The following is a 15850-nucleotide window of genomic DNA, read 5'->3' on the forward strand; positions in this document are numbered from 1 at the left end:
ACGCAATAAATGTAGTGACCATAAAATTAAGTGATTTTAAGACAACTCACCGTTTTGACTGACAGTCTTGTCGCCGCCCCCATAAACGTGGGTTATGAGTTAATATTTATGAGAATCCAAATCGAAATCGGGATCGCTATCGAAATCGAAAGAATATGTCATTCCGTGCAGCAGGAACCCTCAGTTTATGGATATCGATCCCGATCCCGATAGCGATTACGAAACCGAAGAAAGAAAAGGCTCTTCGACACAGAAAGCAGTGAGCTGCATGTGAGTGCCTGGAGGGGGCAGGGATCCCCCTTTGGCGGGGCTTAGAAAATACCGGGCCGAAAGTGGGCACACAGAAGAGATGGCAAACTCCAAAAATCCACAGGCTACGTCGAAGAACCTGTTTGGTGTTGGCAGGCTGATCCGATGAAGGATGCAAGCGGGCCAAACTGCGGCTATCTCAGCCGCCCTGAGCCGCAGCCTGCACCATATTTTCGGGCTGGACTGGACAGGGGAAAGGACATGGGCCAGAATCCGGCATGGCCGAACGACAGCTCACAGTGCTGGGGACATCCAGTCAGGTCCCCACTTCACTTAGAAATCATGTTGGTTTTTTCCTGCGTTGGGACAAGGAGGGTCTGCTCTTTGATCCCGGCGAGGGCACTCAGCGGCAAATGACCCTGTACGGGGTCAAGGCCCGGGATATCAGCGTCATATGCCTCACCCACTTTCACGGCGATCACTGCCTTGGCCTGCCCGGCGTCATCCAGCGCCTGTCCCTGGAAAGGGTTCAGCACCCGGTAGCCTTGGTCTACCCGGCCTCCGGCCGGCACTTTTTGCATCGCCTGTTAAAAGCGGCCATATTCCACAACAGGATAACCGTCCACGAGTACCCGGTCAGCCAATCCGGGACCATCATCTCCCGCCCCGGATTCGAGATCAGTGCCCTGCCTCTGGAGCACGGGGTCGATACCTGGGGGTACAGGCTGCAGGAGCCGGACTCCAGGACCCTGCTCCCAAACAAAATCCCTCAGGATGTGACCGGTTCCGCGCTGGGGCTTCTCAAACAGCAGGGCTTTGTTGACTCCCTGCGCGGACGGGTATTCCTGGAAGACGTCAGCGTGCTCAAGCCGGGTCAAAAGTTCGCCTTGGTCATGGATACCCGACCATGTGCAAACGCCGGGACCCTGGCCCAAGGAGCTGATCTGGTGGTGTGCGAGTCCACGTACCTGGACACGGAATTTCAGCAGGCGGCCACCTACAGGCATATGACCGCTGCCCAGGCCGGAGAGCTGGCAGCCCGGTCTGGTGTTCGGCACCTGGTCCTGGCTCACTACTCCCAGCGCTACCGATCCTTGGGCCCCTTTGCCGAACAGGCCGGCCGGCATCACCCGCAGACCCTCGCCGCCTGCGACGGCCAACGCATAGACCTGCCTGAACGCAAGCGGGCCCTTGGTCCTCAGTGCACAGAATAGACAGCTACCTTTTTAGCATAAAAAACTGTTATTAGTTAATAGTTGTGAGAATCCAAATCGAAATCGGGATCGCCATCGAAATCGAAACAATATGTCATTCGGTGCAGCAGGAACCCTCAGTTTATGGATATCGATCCCGATCCCGATAGCGATTACGAACCCGAAGAAAGGAAAGCACAACAATGGGTAACCACTTTCAATCGGTATCGAAATCGTTTGTACGCTCCGTTAGCGTGCCTAAGCCTTGGCAGGCATGTGGGTTTGTAAGTATAAGAAAACTCCACTTCTTGTGACCAAGAGCCATGAACGCTGGGGCTACTCCAGCGGCTCGCTCAGAACCTGGTGCGCCTCAGCCAGCTTGGCGGCAATGGGGATGTCCTGAGGACACTTCTCTTCGCATTCCCCGCACTGGATGCAGTTGTCCGCCCGTTCGGCATCGTTGGTGGACATGGTGTACATCAAATGGCTCCAACGCGTGTCCTGGAACATAGAGCGGGCATTGTAGATGGAAAAGATGCGCGGGATGTTCACCCCATTGGGACATGGCAGGCAGTAGCCGCAGCCGGTGCAGTCCACGTGCATTCGTTCCTGGTACATCTGACGGACCCGGTCCACGGTCTCCAGCTCATCCCGACTCAGGGAATGAGGGCGGGCGTCATTCGCCGTCCGGCAGTTCTCCTCCACCTGCTCCAGGCTGCTCATCCCGCTTAACAGCACAGAGACCTGCGGATGATCCCAGACCCAGCGCAAGGCCCACTCCGCTGCTGAACGCTGGATTCCGCTCTGTTCCCATGCAGCCTGAATATCCTCCGGCAGTTCTCCGGCCAGGCTTCCGCCCCGCAGAGGCTCCATAATCACCACACCGAGCTTTTTCTCCCCGGCATACTCCAGGCCGGCTTTGCCGGCCTGGACCTCCTGATCCATAAAGTTGTACTGGATCTGGCAAAAGTCCCAGTCATATGCATCTACCACCCGGACAAAATGATCGTATTCGTCGTGGAAGGAAAACCCGGCATATCTGATCTGCCCCTGCTGCACAGCCCGGTCCAGGAACTCCAGCACTCCACAGTCCAACAGCCGCTCCCACCACTCTTTTTTGATGTTGTGCAGCAGGTAGCAGTCGATCCGGTCCGTCTGCAACCGCTCGAGCTGCTCCTGCAGATAGCGCTCGCAATCTCCGGGCTCCTGGATCAGCCATGAAGGGAGCTTGGTGGCCAGAAACACACGTTCCCGGTATCCATCCTGAAGGGCCCGGCCCACAAACGGCTCGCTCTGACCCCGGTGATAAGGATAGGCCGTATCCACATAGTTCACGCCCAGATCAACGGCCCGCCTGAGCATGCGGGTGGCCTGGTTCTCGTCGATTCGATCCTCCTGTCCGTTGACCACGGGCAGACGCATGCATCCGAATCCGAGAGCTGAGACCCGCTCTCCGGTCTGGCCGAAACCTCGATAACGCATGGTTCACATCCTTTTTTGGAAAATACTGGGTGCAGTTCTGATCACTACAACCTAACTTTGATTGTTTACGTTCAGCCCTCTTGCCGTCATCCCGGACCTGATCCAGGATCCAGTTCTTTGCCTCCCCAAGAAAGAAGGGGCTCTTCGACACAGAAAGTGGAATTGCATACATAAGAGTTTGCCGTCTCTTCTGTGTGCCGTGAGCGGCAGGCCCGCACATTTTCTTGGTTCCGCCAAAAGGGGGAAACCAGGCACTCACATGCATGATATGCTCAGTCCATCTGAAGGCAATGTCCATCATGTGAGTGCCTGGAGGGGGCAGGGATCCCCCCTTTGGCGGGGCTTAGAAAATACCGGGCCGAAAGTGGGCACACAGAAGAGATGGCAAACTCCAAAAATCCACAGGCTAGGTCGAAGAACCAAAAAAGGGTACCCTGGATTGCAAATTGGCCTTAGCTCCCAAAGTCCCTGGGAGGAAGCGGGATGTCGTGCTCCAGCAGCCAGTCCCGGACCGACTTCTTCAGCTTGTGATGATAGGCCTCCAACCCGCCCAGTCCATGCACGGCAAAAAAGTAATTGATCTCCAGAAGCAGAGGCTGTGGTCTTTTCCCGGGGCTCCGGGAGAAGAGGACGTCCACACCGGCAAGGTTGATCCCGGTCCCCGCGCAGAGTTCACGGACCAGCTCCTCCCCCCGGGCCTTGAGTTTCGGGTCAGAAGTGTGATCCACCCGTCCCCCCTGGGCCAGGTTATGAACCACCTTGTCCTTGTCCCCCTGTACCCGCCAGTAGCTGTACAGCCGGGTGTGCATAACCACCACCCGCAGTGTGCGCTGGTCGGTGGGCACCAGGTCCTGGACCACAAACCCGGAGATCCCGCTGCTTTCCATGCCTTCAAAGACCGAGAGTATGCTGCTGACCTGATCCGGACTGTGCACAACATAGACCAGCCGGCCCTCTCCTCCTGCGGAATGCTTGACGATCACCGGGTAATCAATCGTTTGCCAGTACTGATCCGGGCACTCGGCCAGGGACGCAAAACACGCCGAGCCGGGATGGGGCAGGTCCAACTCCTGGAACAGATGGATATCTCCAATTTTGCCCGGATACGCGTAGCGGCAGGCATAGTTGGGGAAAACCCGCCCGCAGGTCGTAACCGCCAAGCCATGCAGCCCTGGCATCCGCCCCGGAGGCAAGAGCACTGCCCAGGCCCGGGTCATGAGCCTACGGTCCGTGTCGTCCAGCTCCCGGGACGCACACAGCCGGAATCTGTGCCCGTAAAAATAGGGGTGGTAAGAAAGGACCATTGCCCGAACTCGTACCAACAAATCCGGTATCCGGCAAGCCAAGCTGGCACACGTTGGACAAGGCGCATTCCTCTGCCGTCATGGCCTGGGCAGACAACCAATCAACTGCCAAGACCCAAGGCCGTACCCGGGCCCCAACAGGAAAGCCCCCGGCGGGGTTCGCCGGGGGCTTTCAAGCAGTCCCATACATAGGGTGTGGATCGTCTTATTCAGCCAGATCCAGGGCCGTCTGGATGCGCTGCTCGCCGATCACATCATAGAACTCCGGATAGATCTCCATCATCTTTTCTTTCCATGCCTTGCGTTCTTCCTGGGTCATTTCATGGACCTCAACGCTTCCGGAGGCCTTGATCTTTTCCAGGTATTCCATGTTCATGGCCGCGGCCTTTTCATTGGTGTACTCAGTGGCATCCTGAACGCACTTCTGCAGGGTTGCCTTCAGGTCTTCGGGCAGCTTGTTCCAGAAGATCTGGTTGGTGACCAGCATGTACCCCAGATAGCCATGATTGCTCAGGGTCATATAGTTCTGCACTTCGTGGAACTTCTTGGTATAGGTGTTGGACAGGGTATTTTCCTGGCCGTCAACAACCCCCTGCTGCAAAGCGCTGTACACTTCGGAGAAGGGCAATACCTGCGGGCTGGCCCCGACTGCCTTGAACTGCTCCTCGAGCACCTTGGAGGACATGATCCGAAATTTCTGCCCCTTGGCATCCTCGGGCATGATCAGGGGATGGCTGTCCAGGGTCAACTGCTTGAAACCGTTGTCCCAGTAATCCAATCCGACCAGACCGCGGGCCTTGACCAGCTCCAAAAGCTCCTGGCCCACATCGCTTTCCATGAACTTGTACAGATGCTCCCTGCCGTTGAACAGAAAGGGAAGATCAAAGATCTGCAGCTCAGGGACAAAACCAGTGAACTTGGAGAAACTGGGGGCCGCCATTTGAATGGCGTTCATCTTCAGGGCCTCGATGGCTTCCCGGTCATTGTACAAGGCGGCATTGGGGTAGACCTGGACCTCAACCTTGCCGTCTGTCCTTTCCTCGACAATCTTTTTGAAATACTTTGCACCCTGCCCTTTGGGGGTGTCCTCAGCCACCACATGGGAAAACTTGATGGTGTAGGTCTGTGCCCAGCCTGTACCGGCAATGCAAAATACCGCCAACAAAGCACACAATGCTACTTTGCGTCCCATACTGACCTCCTCGTTGGTGTTGTGTCAACTTTATGAACATACGAGACACGCCATTTTCCGTCTAATGATTTACTTTTGCATACTAGCCAAAGACATCATTTGAAGCAACCGTCTTATCCACCATAGATCATATTCGGAATAAAAAGCGATATCTGAGGAATATATGTAATGATCGCCAATCCGGCCAGCAGGGCGAAGAACCAGGGCATTGAGGCCCGGATGGTCTCCTGTAGGGTCAGTCCGGATATCCCGCTGGCCACAAAGAGGTTCAGGCCCACCGGCGGGGTGAGCATCCCGATTTCCATGTTCACGGTAATGATCACTCCCAGATGAATGGGATCCACCCCCAGCTGGACAGCAATGGGAAAGATCAATGGAGCCAGGATCATGATCAGGCTGGAGGGCTCCATGAAGTTTCCGGCCAGAAGCAGAAGCAGATTGAGCAGAATGAGGAACATGTACACGTTGAGGTTGAGGCTGATGATCCAGTTCGCCAGGTCCTGGGGCATCTGCTCAGTGGTCAGCAGATGGGCGAAGATCATGGCGTTGGCGATAATGAACATGATCATGGCCGCCGTCGCCGCCGAGGTTTTGATTACTTCCGGTATCTGGGACCAGGACAGATCGCGGTAGATGAACTTAACGGCGAAAAAGGCGTAGACAGCCGAAACAGCCGCTGCTTCCGTGGGGGTAAAAATCCCGCCGTATATGCCGCCGATAACGATGACAATGACGAAAAGCCCCCAGGAGGCGTCTTTGAAAGAATCCCAGATCTCCTTCCATGAAGCCATGGGCTGTCGCTTGTGCCCGCCCCGCCTGGCCGCGATATAGGTCACCAGCATGAGCAGGCCGCCCAGGAAGAAGGCGGGGATGACCCCGGCCATGAACAGCTTGCCGATGGACTGGTCCACGGTTACCCCGTAGACGATGAGGATGATGGACGGCGGCATGATGATGCCCAAGGAGCCGGAGGAGACGATGGAGCCCACGGAAAACGCCGAGCTGTAGCCGTCCTCCTTTATCGCCCCCATCATGATCGAGCCGATTGCTGCCACTGTCGCCGGAGAAGACCCGCTTACCGCGGCGAATATGACGCAGGCGAAAATAGCAGACATGGGCAGCCCGCCGGGCAGATGCCCGACCAGGGCCCGGGCGAAACGGATGATGCGCTGCGCTGCCCCGCCCTGAGAGAGGAAGTTGCCCATCAGCACAAACAATGGGATGGCCATCAGAGCAAACTTGTCCAGGGAGATGAAGAGCTTCTGGGCTATGAGCAGGGTTGGTTCATGGGTGAACAGAAGAATGGCCACCGATGTGGACAGACCCAGGGCCACGGCGATCGGCACCCCGGCCACCAACAACAAGAACAAGAGTCCGAACAGGGTTATGGCTGTCATCAGGCAGCCTCCTTCATCACGGCATCGTAGGTGAAGTCACTGGTTGGAATGGTCAATACAATATACAGCTTGCGCAACAGCTGATACACGGCTATGGCCATTGATATGGGCACGCAGAGATAGATGGTCCAAAACGGTATGCGCAAGTCGATATCGATCTGCTGCAGATTGATGCTGAAATGAATAAACTGCATTCCCCACCAGGTGAGGACAGACAAGAAGACGATCATGATGATCAGATTGATGGTCAGCATCCATTTGGCCAGCTTGGCCGGTAGGTTCTGAATGACCACGGTCACCCCGATGTGCATGCCGATCTTGAACCCGTAGGCCGCTCCAAACAGGGCGGACCAGATAAACAGGTACGCGGTGAGCACCGCAGCCCAGGGAACCGACATTCCGAAGAGGTAACGCAAAACCACGTTCATGAACGCCGTTACAGTGGCCACGGTCATGCAGACAGTCATGACCGTGGTACTAAAGGCGTTGATCGCCCAGTCCAATCGCTGCATGAAATTTCCCGGCATACCTTCACCACCTTCTTTATATTGCCCGTTGGTAACCATTCAGCCCCTCACCTGAGCACAAAAATCCCCTGGCCCGCGAGCGGCCACAGCTCTCGGCATCATGGGATAACCAGCATTTCGGGTTATGAGCCGAAGACCGAAAGCATGATCCCAGCGGCCACAGCAGAGCCTATGACTCCGGCCACGTTGGGGCCCATGGCATGCATGAGCAGGAAGTTGTCCGGCCGTTCCTTGGCCCCCACCACCTGGGAAACCCGGGCGGCCATGGGCACAGCCGAGACCCCGGCCGAACCTATCAGGGGATTGATCTTGCGTTTGGACAGGGCATTCATCAGCTTGGCCAGCAGGACCCCGCTCCCGGTGCCCACGGCAAAGGCCAAAATGCCCAGGATCATGATCCCCAGGGTCTTGAAGTTCAAAAAAGCCTCAGCTGAAGCGGAGGCCCCGACGGTAATCCCCAGAAAGATGGTCACGATATTGATCAGTGCGTTCTGGGAGGTATCGGCCAAACGGCCGGTCACGCCGCATTCCCGGAACAGATTGCCCAGCATGAGCATGCTCACAAGGGGGGCTGCGGCCGGCAAGAGCAGAAGGACCACAATTGTGGACATTATTGGGAAGATGATCCGCTCCCGCCTGGAGACCTCGCGCATCTGCTCCATGACGATCTGCCGCTCCTGCTTGGTGGTCAGAAGCTTCATGATCGGGGGCTGAATGATGGGCACCAGGGCCATATAGGAGTATGCGGCTACAGCCGTGGCCGCCAGCATGTGCGGAGCCAGCATGGAGGTCAGATATATCGTGGTCGGTCCGTCCGCTCCCCCGATTATCCCGATGCTGGCCGCCTCCGGAAAGGTGTAGCCCAAAAAGATGGCCCCGAAGAATGTGGTAAAGATACCGAACTGGGCTGCCGCCCCCAGAAGGATGCTCCGCGGGTCGGCGAGCAACGGTCCGAAATCGGTCATTGTGCCCACGCCCATGAAGATGAGCGGGGGAAAGATCCCCAGTTCATCCCCTTGGAACAGGTAGTACAGCAACCCCCCGATCTTGTCCGTATGGATGCTGTGCTGGCCGATTTCCAGGACCGGAGGTTCCATCAGCCCGGTCAAGGGCAGATTGATGAGCAGCATGCCGAACCCGATGGGGACCAGAAGCAGCGGCTCGTACTTCTTGGCAATACCCAGATACAATAGAGTCAGGGCAATACAGACCATGACCAGATGGCCGAAGGTCATATGCAAAATGCCCATGGAATTGAGAAAAAGAAGAGTTTTTTCCAGCATCACAATCTCGTTGGTAGGTGCATACGCACACGGTTACAAACCAAGGTCCTGGCCTCAATCCATCCGGCTGCAGAATCAATCGATGACTGCGAGCACCTCTCCGGAATGGACAAATGAATCCTCAGTGGTTCGAACTTCAATCACCACTCCCGGCCGGGGAGCATGCAGATGGGTCTCCATCTTCATCGCCTCAATGCTTATCATGATCTCTCCTTCGCGCACCGACTTTCCGACATGGACATGCAGGGCTGTTATCCGTCCGTTCATCGGGGCCTGTATCTCCTGCGCTTCATGCTCGAAGGGGGCGTGACCGCCATCCATCCGACAGCCCCGTGATTATCGGTTCATGCCGGCCACGGCCTTCGCCCGGCCCAAAGTCTTCCACTGCCGCGCAGGCCGGGACAGCTGAAACGCCCTCGGCCTGCGGGCATCCGCATCGCAGGTGGCCAGAACGGCGGCTGTTATCGCCGCTATGACCTTGGGGTCATGCTGTTTGCCGCTTCCCTGGGCCGGAACTTCCTCCGGAGAGGTCTCACCCGTATCTGGTTCAGGTTCTCCCGACGCTTCTTCCTTTTTTGGACCTGCCAGATGCCGCAGAATGACCATGGCCAGGTACAGCAGAAGCAAAATCCCGATAACCGTCACCATGCCCAAGAGAGTGACTTGGGTGCCGACCAAAAATCTTTCCACGCCTCTTCTCCTGGTTGCAACACCATGTTTTCTATGAAAAAGCCTAACCCAATCCCGGAGGAAACCGCGACTGCCCATACCCGCTTTCCAGCGGATTCTCAAACCAGACGGAACTGCAAAAAGGCGATTGGTGTCAATGAGCAGCCAAATTAGAGTCTCTAACCCATTGATTCTTCGTTCATCCCTTAGGGATTGTCACAGAATAACCGTCGCTTCATCATAAATGGCCTCCCGCTCGGTGAGGGGGGCCTACGGTTGCCGGATTCCCAAAGTTTTACCCCAGTCTTCTAATGACGGCACCCGTAGGGCGCCCCTGCCCTCAGGGGCTGCCCCTTTTCTGATATCGTTATTTTGTGTCAGGTCCTTATCTATCTTCTGGCCTCTGTCCTCTGTCCTCTGTCTTCTGTCCTCTGTCTTCTGTGCTCTGTCTTCTGTGCCTGCAAACCTGCCTGTTTGCAGGCACATCAAACCAGCAGGCATGCGGGTTAGAGAGGAATGTTCCCATGCTTTTTGGCTGGACCCTGGTCCTGCTTGGTGGCCAGCATCTCAAACCCGGAAATCAGCACCTGCCGGGACAGGGACGGCTCTATGACATCCTGGACATAACCGAAGCTTCCCGCTCGATAGGGATTGGCAAACTCCTGCCTGTATTCGGCTATCTTGGTCTGCCGGACCTTTTCCGGATCCTCGGCCGCCTTGATTTCCTTGGCGTAAATGATATTGGCCGCTCCTTCCGGACCCATGACCGCAATTTCGGCCGTAGGCCAGGCGAACACGAGATCCGCGCCCAGCTCTTTGCTGCACATGGCGATGTATCCCCCGCCGTAGCCCTTGCGGACCACCAGGGTCACCTTGGGGACCGTGGCCTCGGAGTAGGCATAAAGCATCTTGGCCCCGTGACGGATAATGCCTCCGAACTCCTGGTTGGTTCCCGGGAGGAATCCGGGGATGTCCATGACCGTCAGGATGGGTATGTTGAACGCATCGCAGAACCGGATAAACCTGGCACCCTTGTCCGAGGCGTTGATATCCAGACAGCCGGCCAATGAGTTGGGCTGGTTGGCAATTATGCCCACGCTTCTGCCCCCGAGCCTGGCGAACATGGTCAGGATATTGGGCGCATACCTGGCCTGGACCTGAAACAGGCTGCCCTGGTCCACAATATCCGAGACCAGCTCCTCCATGTCATAGGCCTTGTTGGGATGATCGGGCATGATCTGGTCCAGCCCGGGGCATATCCGGTCCGGATCGTCTGCAAGCTCCACCTCCGGGGGATCGTCCACATTGTTGGCCGGGAGATAGGAAAGGAGGGACCGGACCTGCTGGAAGCACTCCTCCTCGTTGTGAGCCAGAAAGTGGGCCACACCGCTGACCTCGTTCTGGGTCTTGGCCCCGCCGAGCTCTTCAGCGCTGACCTCTTCACCGGTCACCGCCTTGATCACCTGCGGGCCGGTTATGAACATCTTGCTGGTCTTCTCCACCATGAACACAAAGTCTGTCAGGGCCGGGGAGTAGACTGCCCCGCCGGCGCAAGGCCCCATTATGATCGAGATCTGGGGAATGACTCCTGAGGCCCTGGTGTTGCGGTAGAAAATGTTCCCATATCCGCTCAGCGCGGCCACCCCTTCCTGAATCCTGGCCCCTCCGGAATCGTTGATCCCGATAATGGGGGCACCCATCTGCATGGCCATGTCCTGAACCCTGCAGATCTTGGAGGCATGCATCTCGCCCAGAGATCCTCCCATGACCGTAAAATCCTGGGCAAAGGCATAGACCAGCCGGCCTTCTATGCTCCCGTAGCCGGTGACCACCCCGTCTCCCGGAGTTTCTGCACCGGCCATGCCTTTTTCAGGACTTCGATGAGTGACAAAGATATCTATTTCTTGGAACGTCCCCGGATCAAAAAGCTTGTTCAACCGCTCGCGGGCGGTGTACTTTCCCTTTTCATGCTGCTTGTCGATCTGTTCCTGTCCGCCACCCTTTTCCGCTTCCCGGCGGCGCTTTCTCAACTCGGCCCGCGCGTTTTCAGCACTCATGGCTTCTCCCTGTCCCAGTTTGGACCTATGCTGTCAGTTCATGCACATTTTGCACTCACTACCCCATACCGACCGGCGTGAACATCGGAAGAAATCTGAACTCCTGGTCAGAATTTTTCTGATCTCCGGCCTCTGCTGCCCGAACACCCCGGCACAGCCGGATCCTTCTGCTGCCCCGCCTTGACCTCACAACAGGTTGTGCTGCATGGCGAATCTGGAAAGATCCGCGTTATTCCGCAGACTGAGCTTCTTCAGCAGCCGCAGCCGATAGGTATCAACTGTCTTCACGCTGATATCGTAAGATTCGGCGATCTCCTTGTTGGTCGAGCCCAGGGCCAGTCCTCGCAGCACTTGCAGCTCCCGGGTGGTCAGCGAGTCGAGCAGAGACCCGCTCTCGCTTTTGCTGGCCAGCCGGCCGGCCATGACCTCGGCCATTTCTTCCGGCACATACCGCTTCCCGCCCACCACGCGACGCACGGCATGCACCAGCTGATCCGGGGCGGACCGTTTGGTGATATAGCCCATGGCCCCGGTCTCCAGGGCCCGGAACATGTACTGCTTCTCTTCATACATGGTCAGCATGATCACCGGGATCTCCCCCGCCTGGGCCCTGAGCCGGGACAAGACCTCCAACCCGTCAACGCCGGGCATGGATATGTCGATCACCGCCACGTCCGGCTTTTTGTCCAGGGCCATGCGCACGGCCTGCTCTCCGTTGTGGGCCTCGGCCACCACCTCCAGATCCCTGTGCTCCTCCAGGATGCGCTTTAAGCCGTCCAAGACGATGCTGTGGTCGTCAGCCAGCAGAATACGAATGGTTTTGGCGGTCATCTCCATCTCCAGCTTCCCCTCTATCTGCATCCCGTCCCGGGCAATTTTTCATGCTCCGGTCATTTCCCCATCCGTCATCGACCCGGGATCCGATCCGGGCTGCACCTCCCCGTCCAGGGGCACCCGGCAGACCACCCTGGTCCCCTCTCCCCGGACGGAGGAAAAGGCAATCGATCCCCCCACCAGATTCGCCCGCTCCTGCATCCCGGTCAGCCCGAATCCCTGCCCGTTGTCGTCCTGGCCAAGATCAAATCCCACTCCGTCGTCCGCCACCTGAACCACCAGAACGCTTTGTCCCTCAGCAGACACGGAAACAGCAACCTCCCCGGCCCGGGAGTGACGCAGGGCATTGGTCAGGGCCTCCTGCACGATCCTGTACACCGCCGTAGCGGTCGGCCCATCCAGCTCCGGAATCTGGTCGGCCTGGAAGGTGCACTGCCATGTGCTCCGATTCCTGAAATCCTGAACCAGGGACTCCAAAGCGTCCCGGAGCCCCAGATCGTCCAGGACCCCCGGCCGAAGCTGATAGGCCATATTCCGGACGTCATCAATGGTCTTGTCCACCAGCTGGCGCATGATCCCCGCCCGTTCGGCCGCCTTCTGGTCCGTGCCCGGAAGACGCTTTTCCAGCCATACCGAATCCATACGCAAGGCGGTGAGCATCTGTCCCAGCTCGTCGTGCAGCTCCCTGGACAAGGCGGCCCGTTCCTTTTCCTGGTTTTCAATCACACTGGCCGACAACCGCCGCAGCTTGTCCTGGGTTTTCTGCAGCTCGGTAATATCTGTGGATATGCCGCAGACCCCGACCACGGACCGGTCTTCCCCGTAAATGGGAAACTTGACCGAAAGGTAGGTGTGCAGGCCGTCTGCCTGGCGCACCCATTCCGTGAACTGACACTCGGACTCGGTCTTCAGGACCTGCAGATCGTTGGAGCGCAGCTGGCTGGCCACAGCAGCGGGCAGTCGGTCCTCATCCTTCCGGCCCACAATATCCGCCTTGGTGACATGAAAAAGCTTCTCGAACCGGTCGTTGATCAGCTGATACTCGCCCTTCCGGTTCTTGATATAAATGACCGCAGGGGTATACTTTAAAATCCCGGACATCTCCTGGGACCGCTGGTGGACCAGCTTTTCCAGGTTGCGGGAATATGCGCTCAGCTTTTCTTTGGCCCGCTTGAGCTCCTCCTGGGCCCGGTTTCTGGCCGTAACATCCACGGATATGGCCAGGGTCCGCTGAATATTCCCCTGATCGTCCCGTATCCCCAGACAGGACAGGAGAATATCCATCACCTGCCCGTTCTTTTTCACGAACCTGTACGGGACTTCCTTGCTCACCCCGCGCTGAAAGAAGCGGGGAAGGATAATCTCTTCCGCCAGCTGCTTGGACTCCGGGGTAAAAAAGTCGGTCAGCCTGCGTCCGATGACCTCCTGCCGCGTGTAGCCGGTCACCTCCAGCCAGTAGTCGCTGACACTGACCAGGCGGTACTGGTCGTCAATGGAGTGCAGCATGGCCGGCGTCTGGTGATATATGGAGCGGTATTTGCTCTCGCTCTCCCGCAGTTCCTCCTCCAGCTGGTTGCGATGCAGAATCTCCTTGCTGGCGGTTCGATACAGGAGGAAGATCGAGACACCGATGATCAGGCATATCCCGAACACAAAGGGCCCGGCGACCCGGATCACGGAATCCTGGACCGTATGGGCCACAGCCTGCTGATTATGGAGATACACCAGTCCCCAGCCTGGAAAATCACGCAGAGATCGCCTGTAGACCAGGTAAGAAGTCCCTTGTGGGCCGACTGCGTTTGCATCCTGAATCTCCAGTCCGGACCATTGCCATGGACCGGTCCCGAACTGCTTGCTCTGGGTCAGCCGCTGCCTGGTTTCAGCACCGAGATGGCTCAGGGAGGTAAACAGCCAGGGGTCATAATTGGTGATAAATACGATGCCCTGGGGGGAATGGACCAGAAAGTACTGATTGGACCCGGTGAGCAGCCTGGATTCAATGGGCTCAATGGATATCTTAATCACCGCTGCGCCCACCGGGATGTCTCCATCTTGGCCCAGGACAGGGGCGCTGTAGTACACCCCCCGCTCCTCAGAGATTACCCCCAAGGCCATATAGGATGTGGAGTTCCCGGCTATTGCCTTTTGGAAATAGGGCCGGAAGCCAAAGTCCTGACCCACAAAGCTGTTGGGAGCAAAGCGGTTGCTGGAGGCAATGGTTGTCCCAGTTGCATCCAACAGGTAACAGACATCGGCCTGCATGGAGGTCTGAAATGTATCCAGGATTGCGTTGGCCGCCTGCAGGGAGGCTCTGTCCCCGCCGACCAGCGCGCTTCGAAGCTCTTCCATTTGGGCCAAGGCCTGGACCGGCTTGCGATACTCCGAGAGCATGGAATCCAGGGAACGCTTGACCATTTCCACATTGGTCACGCACTGCCGCTCCGCCTCCCGGAACGCGGCCTGGCGCAGGGAATGATAAACCAAATATCCGCCAACTGAGGCGAAAAGAAAGGCCTGCACCGCCAGGATCAACACGACCCAGCGCAGCTTGCGCATTCCAACCCGCCCCCCGTCCCCGGTCCGGGCCTCACGCTCTAAAAAAGGTCGTCTCAGTCCCATCGCGCTTGTAGTGGTGATCCGGGGTAGGCGCAGCTCTAGGGCAGGGAAAATCCAGACCAAAAGCACATGATCATGAAAGACATGTCTGTTTGCCGGCCGCCAGGGGGCATCCGTTCTCCAGCAGGTCCTTCTGCAGGGTCTGGCGCATTCTTTCGGCCACCGGCCCTGGCCGGACATCGTGAATGGGCTGGCCATTGTAGCGAACTATGCTCGCGGCATCAAAGCTGGTCCCCAGGACGATCACTTCCCGGGCGTCCAGGATATCCTGCTCGTGGACCGGCCGGAAGACGACGGGCATTGTGTCCTCTGTCAGCTCAAGGGCCCGCATCAGGGTCGTGCCCCGCAGGGCCTGTCGAAACTCGGGAACCACGATGTCCCCGGAGCGGGAGACCAGACAGACGTTTTCCGTGGCTCCCTCGGCCAGATAGCCGTGCTGGTCGAAGCACAAGGGGAAATCAGCCCCCTGGAGCACGGCTTCACGCTTCATGAGGACATTGGGCAGATAGTCCACGCTCTTGATCTGGGAAAGATACCCCTGTTTGGCCGGGGTGGTCACCCTGACGGCAGTGGCCCCCTGCTCCCAGAACTGCTTCGGCTTGGGATTCAGTCTGCGGACCACGATATACAGGCTCGGCTCCAGGCACTCCCGGAAATCTATCCCCAGCCCACCGGGTCCGCGGCCGATGAACAGGCTGACCAGGCCGGAGGCGGTTCCCGCGGACGCGGCCACCTCCAGAGTCAACTCCCGGACCCGCTTCCAGGAGCAGGGGGGCTGGACATAGATGGAGCGGCTGGAGCCCTGCATCCGCTGCAGATGGGCGTCCAGCTGATACATGCGTCCATGTTCGAACTTCAGGGTCTCAAAGACCCCGTCCCCGCGATGAACCAGATGATCATCCAAAGGGATGAGCATCAGCCGGGGATCCGGGGCCAGGACGCCGACCCGGTGATCGTAAAAGGCCAGGATATCTTCCAGCCCGGGCCTCGAAGTGGTGAGCAGACGCTGGATGTAGTCTTCTGTGCTGACCAGTTCCGGCACTCTCA

13 protein-coding genes are annotated in these 15850 nt (G+C 57.6%); 1 reads left to right on the top strand and 12 read right to left on the bottom strand.

Features of this window, described 5'->3' with window-relative positions; translation table 11 throughout:
- The first annotated feature begins 527 nt into the window (after nt 1–527).
- Complete coding sequence (locus N902_RS0107575; RefSeq protein WP_027370450.1) at nt 528–1463, top strand: ribonuclease Z; 936 nt, start codon at nt 528–530, stop codon at nt 1461–1463.
- Between the two features lie 315 nt (nt 1464–1778).
- Here N902_RS0107575 and N902_RS0107580 read toward each other — a convergent pair whose 3' ends face one another.
- The 12 genes from N902_RS0107580 to N902_RS0107640 all read right to left on the bottom strand — a co-directional run bounded on the left by N902_RS0107580 (nt 1779) and on the right by N902_RS0107640 (nt 15845).
- Nucleotides 1779–2924: an aldo/keto reductase gene (locus N902_RS0107580; RefSeq protein ID WP_027370451.1), complete on the bottom strand. Its 1146-nt coding sequence runs from the start codon at nt 2922–2924 to the stop codon at nt 1779–1781.
- Nucleotides 2925–3376: 452 nt separating this feature from the next.
- A complete protein-coding gene (locus tag N902_RS16930) occupies nt 3377–4228 on the bottom strand; it encodes an ATP-grasp domain-containing protein (protein ID WP_084288012.1) in 852 nt (283 codons plus the stop codon).
- Nucleotides 4229–4433: 205 nt separating this feature from the next.
- The gene (locus N902_RS0107590; RefSeq protein WP_027370452.1) at nt 4434–5420 is read right to left on the bottom strand and encodes a TRAP transporter substrate-binding protein; all 987 of its coding nucleotides are present in this window, start codon (nt 5418–5420) and stop codon (nt 4434–4436) included.
- A 113-nt stretch (nt 5421–5533) separates the two neighbouring features.
- Nucleotides 5534–6817: a TRAP transporter large permease gene (locus N902_RS0107595; RefSeq protein WP_027370453.1), complete on the bottom strand. Its 1284-nt coding sequence runs from the start codon at nt 6815–6817 to the stop codon at nt 5534–5536.
- On the bottom strand, nt 6817–7329 hold the full coding sequence (locus N902_RS0107600) for a TRAP transporter small permease (RefSeq protein ID WP_027370454.1): 513 nt from the start codon (nt 7327–7329) through the stop codon (nt 6817–6819). Before N902_RS0107600 ends, N902_RS0107595 begins: the two co-directional genes overlap by 1 nt.
- Before the next feature lie 137 nt (nt 7330–7466).
- The gene (locus N902_RS0107605) at nt 7467–8627 is read right to left on the bottom strand and encodes a sodium ion-translocating decarboxylase subunit beta (protein WP_027370455.1); all 1161 of its coding nucleotides are present in this window, start codon (nt 8625–8627) and stop codon (nt 7467–7469) included.
- A gap of 75 nt (nt 8628–8702) precedes the next feature.
- Entirely contained in the window at nt 8703–8948 is a 246-nt protein-coding gene (locus tag N902_RS16935; protein ID WP_084288015.1) for a biotin/lipoyl-containing protein, read from the bottom strand.
- Nucleotides 8949–8963: 15 nt separating this feature from the next.
- Nucleotides 8964–9317: an OadG family protein gene (locus N902_RS0107615; RefSeq protein ID WP_027370456.1), complete on the bottom strand. Its 354-nt coding sequence runs from the start codon at nt 9315–9317 to the stop codon at nt 8964–8966.
- A gap of 485 nt (nt 9318–9802) precedes the next feature.
- Entirely contained in the window at nt 9803–11353 is a 1551-nt protein-coding gene (locus N902_RS0107625; RefSeq protein ID WP_027370458.1) for an acyl-CoA carboxylase subunit beta, read from the bottom strand.
- Nucleotides 11354–11539: 186 nt separating this feature from the next.
- Nucleotides 11540–12184: a response regulator transcription factor gene (locus N902_RS0107630; RefSeq protein ID WP_027370459.1), complete on the bottom strand. Its 645-nt coding sequence runs from the start codon at nt 12182–12184 to the stop codon at nt 11540–11542.
- 48 nt (nt 12185–12232) lie between these two features.
- Nucleotides 12233–14806 carry a sensor histidine kinase gene (locus tag N902_RS18700; protein ID WP_161635163.1) on the bottom strand — a complete coding sequence of 858 codons (2574 nt, stop codon included), beginning with the start codon at nt 14804–14806 and terminating at the stop codon, nt 12233–12235.
- Nucleotides 14807–14876: 70 nt separating this feature from the next.
- Nucleotides 14877–15845 carry an aminotransferase class IV gene (locus tag N902_RS0107640; protein ID WP_027370460.1) on the bottom strand — a complete coding sequence of 323 codons (969 nt, stop codon included), beginning with the start codon at nt 15843–15845 and terminating at the stop codon, nt 14877–14879.
- Nucleotides 15846–15850: the final 5 nt, after the last annotated feature.

The organism is Desulfovermiculus halophilus DSM 18834 (assembly GCF_000620765.1).
GTDB classification, from domain to species: Bacteria; Desulfobacterota; Desulfovibrionia; order Desulfovibrionales; family Desulfothermaceae; genus Desulfovermiculus; species Desulfovermiculus halophilus.